This is a genomic window from Desulfobacter sp. (assembly GCF_050177295.1).
The window spans coordinates 1-5,615 of sequence record NZ_JBFXHE010000293.1 but is presented as its reverse complement, the minus strand read 5'-3'; the positions used below and the strand labels follow the sequence as shown (position 1 = coordinate 5,615).

The window sequence follows — 5,615 nt, the reverse complement described above, 5'->3', positions numbered from 1 at the left end:
TCTGATAGATGGAATAGAGGCCGGGCGACAGATACTCGTTGTCAAACAGGTTGTTGACAAACAGGGTGATGTCAAAGGGAAGGATATCCTTTATTTTCAGGTTGACGTCCACGATCCAGGCTTCCGGACAGGCCTGGGTCCTGGTAACGTCGGACTCCGGATAGTAGAGTGTGCGCCTGGAAAAGTACCGAAGTTCCGGGATCAGGGTCAGGTGGTCTGTCATCTGCCATTTTGCCTGGAGGTTTCCCATTGTCTTGGGCCCCGTGTCATAGGCGTATTCCAGAGTCTGGTAATGTTCTTCGATTAATTTGCCATCGCCATCGTAATGGTTGTAATCGTGATAAAAATAGGTCTCTTTAGGCCCGCTGTTGTCCAGAAGGGTCAGGTTTCCTGAAATGGAAAAAGTTTCAAAGAATTTATGGGATATCTCCAGCTCCACCCCGTTGATGGTCTGGCTGTTGGCCGTTGGCAGCCCGGCACCTTTGTAGCGGTCTTCGATCACATGGTTGGAGATCTTATTTTGAAACAGGGTGAGTGCGGCCCTTGTCTCCTGGTGCTTCCAGGAAATCTGGGTGTTGATGTTGCGGATCCGCTCCAGGCTGTCCCCCCCGGATTCCTGCAGCTGCCAGGCGAAAGGACTTCTGTAGGCCGTGCCGTAGAGGGTCTTGAATTTAAACTGCCCCAGGTCCCAGGCAAAGCCGGCATTATAGCTGGTTCTGTCTTCATACGCTTCGTGGTCGTCATACCGGATGCCGGCCCACACCTCAATGCGGTCCAGGTCATGGCGGTACTGCCCGAAAAAGGATTTCAAAGAATTGTCCTCACTGATCTGGCTGACAATGTTTTGGGCAATCTGTATGTTTGCATCCGTAACATAATTCGGCAGAAAATTGTCCCACACCGGAATCCCTTGAAAATCATCATGCTTGAACGAAGAGCCCACTGTCACTAACCCGCTGTTGTTGAAAAGAGAATGGTCATAGATGATTTCACCGAACCAGGAGGACTCATCCACATCAAAGGTCTTGTCCACGAAAGACTGGTCCTGCCGGTTTTCGCTGTAGTATCCGGTAAACCGGATCCCGCTGTCCGGGCTGAACCGTCTGGACGCCTCTATTTTGTACTGCCCTGATGTGTTGGCGGTCTGCTCCTCCCAGGAGTAGGTCCCGTCCCAGTCAGAAACGGCATAGGCGTTCTTGTTGTCCGCCACCCTTGCAGAGAGGGTCAGCCAGTCGCTGTAACCCACACTGGCATACAGATTCACAAAATGGGAATCATCCGGCTCCCCGGTGCCGTATCGTGATTCCAGGGGTTCCGCGGCTTTGCCGTCCCCCCAGAACCGGACCACATTGTAAGGATCTTCGCTCTTGTCGGCCCTGCGGCCGGATACCGACACAAACCCGGTCCAGTCCGAGGACCGGGCCCCCCAGTTCATGTAAGCTTCCCCGGGCCCATGTTCCGAAGCCATGAGCAGCCCTGTCTCCACCCCCTGGAAATCCCGTCCCGATAAGGGCACCGCGTTGACCACCCCGGCAAAGGCATCCGCCCCCCAGAGCACTGAGCCTGTGCCCCGGATCACTTCGATGCGCTTGACCGGGGCAAGAGACGTTTCATAGTCAATCATGCTGTCGGATTTGCGGATACCGGACCCCATGGGCACGGTATCGAAGAGGAAAAGCGCCGAGTTCTGGATACCGCGCAGATAGGGAACCGTCCCCTTTTCCGTCGGGTTCATGTAAAACCCGGGCCGGTCCTCCAGGGCCTGGGACAGGGTGACCGCGGCCTTGTTCTCAATCTCTTCCCGGGTAATCACCTCGGCAATGGCAGGGGCGCTCCAGGCAGCTTCTTCCCTCCGGGAGGCGATGCTCAGGACCTCAAGATCCTCGCCCACAAACATGAGCATGGTGTCCGACGCCAGGACAGGCCCTGCCGGGAACCAGAGCAGAAGTATCATGATAAACCCTGTGATGCGGGAAATCATACCCATATCAGCTGTCTTCCTCCATGTTCTTCAGCAATACCCTGAATTTTGACCGGCTCAGGCCCAGAAGCCTGGCAGCCGTGCTCTGGTTGTTGCCCGAGGCCTGGAGGGCCTGCTGGACAAGGCTCATCTGCACCTGCTGCAGGGGGATGCCTCCGGCCGGCAGCTGAATGGTGACGGTCCGGGTCTGCCGGGCCTCCGGCACCTGGAGAAAGGAGAGGGTATCGGCCGTGATCTGCCCGGTGTCCCGGGTGAGGATCAGGCAGCGCTCCAGAACATTGGCCAGCTCCCTGACATTGCCCGGCCAGGTATATTCCCTCAGTTTCTGACAGGCCCCTTCGGTCAGGGTATGGCCCTGGCCAAAGGAGAATGTGGTCATGATATATTCGGCCAACGGCACAATATCCTCTTTTCTTGCGCGAAGGGGCGGAATCATGATGGGAAAGACATTGATCCTGTAGAACAGGTCCTGCCTGAATTTATTCTGGGCCACCATCTGTTCCAGGTTCCGGTTGGTGGCGCAGATGACCCGGACATCCACCGGGATCTCTTCATTTCCGCCCACACGCTGGAATCTTTTTTCCTGAAGCGCCCGGAGCAGCTTGCCCTGGGATTCCAGGGGCAGATCCCCGATTTCGTCCAGGAACAGGGTCCCGCCTCCGGCAAACTCAAACTTGCCCCGGGTCCGGGCTGCCGCGCCGGTAAAGGCGCCTTTTTCATACCCGAAAAGTTCGGATTCCACAAGGTTTGATGAAATGGCCGCGCAGTTCACCGCCACAAACCGGTTATCTTTTCTCGGGCTCTGCCTGTGGATATGGTTGGCCACCACCTCTTTGCCCGTGCCGGATTCCCCCAGGATCAGCACAGCCGTATCCACGCTGGCCACATTCTGGGCCAGGGCCACCACCCCTTCCATCTCCCGGGATTTAAAAATAAGGTCATGGGTCTGGCTGGTCCGGGCGATGGCCTCCTTCATCTCCTGGTTCTCCGCAATCAGGCGGGACAGGGTCATGGCCCGCTCAATGGTGAGCAGGATTCTGGACTCATCAAAGGGCTTGGTCACATAGTCGCTGGCCCCTTCCTGCATCATCTCCACAGCGGAATCAATGGTGGCAAAGGCCGTAATAAAGATCACCGGGGTCAGGATTTTTTGCCTGCGCATGGCACGGATCAATGCCTTGCCGTCCATCTCGGGCATCTTGATATCTGAAATCACCAGATTGTATTCTTTTTTTTCCAGAAGTTCCAGGGCCTGCCTGCCATGGCCGGCCTGGTCAACCCGGAATCCCTTTCTTTCAAGCATCATCGAAAGGAGGGTTCGCATCTTGTCTTCATCGTCAACGATCAGTAAATCTGCCATTTTCTTCCATCGCCTCTATCTGTTGCTCAAGTCTGCCGGAAAACAGGGTAATCACAAAGCAGGCTCCCCTGCCTTCGGCGTCTTCGGTGGTAATGCTGCCGCCGTGGGCTTTGACGACCTGGTCGGCAAAGGCCAGGCCCAGGCCCGTTCCTTTGGCCTTGGTGGTAAAGAAGGGTTCGAAAATATGTTTTTTATCCGCCGCCTTGATCCCGGGCCCCTGGTCCCGGACCCTGAGGATCCACTTGTTCCCGCGGATCTGCACGGTCACCGCAACCTTTCCCGTCTGTTTGTTGGCCTCGCAGGCATTTTTGATGATATTGCCGATCCCCCTGGAGAGCAGGTCAAAATCAGCCTTTGCCGTAAACGGCGCCGCGGGAATGTCAGAGACGATCTCCAGTTGGTCTGTACCGTGCTGGATCTCAAAGCCCATGATCACCTGCTCCACCATCCGGTTGAGATCGGTCTGCTCAAATTTGGGTCTGGCTGGTTTTGAAAAAATCAGGAAGCTTTCAATGAGAGTGTTCAGCCTCACGATTTCCTCTTCCGCATAGTTCAGGGGGATATTGTCCCGGGGAATGTTAAGATCTGTTTTCAGCATCTCCAGAGCGCTTTTGATAATACCCAGGGGATTTTTTACCTCATGGGCGATCATCATGGAAAATTTGCCCACCTCGGCCAGGGTTTCCTGGCGGGTCATTTTTTCATGGGCCTGGATCAGGGTTTTGCGTCCCCTTGCCAGGGAGTCCAGCATCTCATTAAAGGCATCGGCCAGTTTTGCGATTTCAGGGGTGGTTCCGCTTTGAGCCCGGATGGTCCTGTTTCCCATGGAGATCTTTCGCGCTGTCTCCGCCAGTGAAATCACAGGGGAGACCAGGGACCTGGAGATAAAATAGAAGATCATCCCGGCCAGAATCGTCAGCACCAGGGCTGTGGCCACAAAGCGCCGGGTCATTTCCCGCATCAGGTCTTCTATCCCCTGTATGGAATAGGTCACCCGGACAAGGCCGATGTATTCATGGTCTGAATTGCCGGAAAGCCCGGTAATCCATGGCGGACTGCTCTCTGTGCTGCTCAGGAAGACCTTTCTTTCCACAGTGTCAAAGGGCCCTTTGATCTGACGGACCTCATTCACCAGAATCCGCCCCCCCCTGTCTTGAATTTCAACCCCGCGGATATCGTCTTCTTTGAGCATGTTGGCGGCCAGTCCCTTGAGCAGGGTCTGTTCATCAATGAGGATCCCCAGTTCCGAATTCAACGCCAGATACTGGGTCATGAAATGGATGCGCTGATTGAACCGCTGGGTCAGAAAACCGTTGATCAGCGTTACCCCGAAATACCCCAGGGTCAGTACTGTGGCGCAGATGAGGATCACGGCTGCGGACATGATTCTGGCATGGATGCCGATGCGCTGGGAAAAAAAACGGATGCTCATGGTTCCACCGCCATGCCGATCTTTTCTGCAATTTTACGGTTCACCATAATGTCGAACACCGGCGGTTCCGGTGTGCATCCGTTTCCGCTGCCGGCCTGAAGCATCTTCAGTCCGGCCTGCCGCCCCAGGGCCCGGTAATCAAACTCAAAGGAGAACACCGCCCCTGAGCGGGCAAAAAAGGAGTTGTACCCGATCACGCCGATGTTGCGATACACCCCCTCTTTAATCACATACTGGACAATTTTTTCCGAAATTATGGTCTGGTCCGGAACCATCCATATTGCCTCTACATCAAGGCCGGTCCAGGCCTTTGTGATCTGGCTGGGCCGGGTGATTCTTATGGGATGGATCTCAATGCCCGCCGTGGCAGATGCTGCTGCCGCGCCTTCATAGAACTTCTGGTTATGGGCCGGGTCAAACATCAGTCCCAGCTTTTTCAGGGAGGGAAGGGCCTTTGAAATGCTGTTCAGCTGGTCCGCTACAGGAATCCGCAGGGAAATACCGCAGGCGTACTCATCAATGCCAGGGATGGCTGCCGGGTCCAGGACAGCCGCATAGAGTTTTCTGATTGTCAGGTCAGATTTCCAGACCAGGGATGCAGCTTCCGGGCCTATTGCCAGCACCGTGCCAAACGCCTGCTGCCCGATGTCATGAATCAGCTCCTGGTTGTCTGGGGTATCCCCAGGTGCAAGATAAAAGACCTCAACGGTATTTGGCGCGTTTCCCGCCGCTTTGATAATGCCGTCAACAACCTGGAGATAGGGCCTGATTTTCTGGGAGACTAGCACTGCACAATTCAGCCCCGTATCCGCAACGGCAAGGGAATGCCAGAAGAAAATTCC

At 55.3% G+C, this 5,615-nt stretch carries 4 protein-coding genes; all 4 read right to left on the bottom strand.

Annotation, left to right across the window (positions count from 1 at the left end):
• On the bottom strand, positions 1-1,987 hold a 1,987-nt coding region (locus AB7U36_RS17195), incomplete at its 3' end, for a TonB-dependent receptor plug domain-containing protein (protein WP_428160919.1).
• A gap of 1 nt (position 1,988) precedes the next feature.
• Complete coding sequence (locus tag AB7U36_RS17190; RefSeq protein ID WP_428160918.1) at positions 1,989-3,341, bottom strand: sigma-54-dependent transcriptional regulator; 1,353 nt, start codon at positions 3,339-3,341, stop codon at positions 1,989-1,991.
• Positions 3,319-4,773 carry an ATP-binding protein gene (locus AB7U36_RS17185; RefSeq protein WP_428160917.1) on the bottom strand — a complete coding sequence of 485 codons (1,455 nt, stop codon included), beginning with the start codon at positions 4,771-4,773 and terminating at the stop codon, positions 3,319-3,321. Before AB7U36_RS17185 ends, AB7U36_RS17190 begins: the two co-directional genes overlap by 23 nt.
• On the bottom strand, positions 4,770-5,615 hold an 846-nt coding region (locus tag AB7U36_RS17180), incomplete at its 5' end, for an ABC transporter substrate-binding protein (RefSeq protein ID WP_428160916.1). The genes AB7U36_RS17180 and AB7U36_RS17185, both read right to left, overlap by 4 nt.

Bases quoted from the DNA above. Each gene is read 5' to 3' on its own strand.
- AB7U36_RS17185 (WP_428160917.1), bottom strand. From the start codon at position 4,773: ATGAGCATCCGTTTTTTTTCCCAGCGCATCGGCATCCATGCCAGAATC.
- AB7U36_RS17190 (WP_428160918.1), bottom strand. From the start codon at position 3,341: ATGGCAGATTTACTGATCGTTGACGATGAAGACAAGATGCGAACCCTC.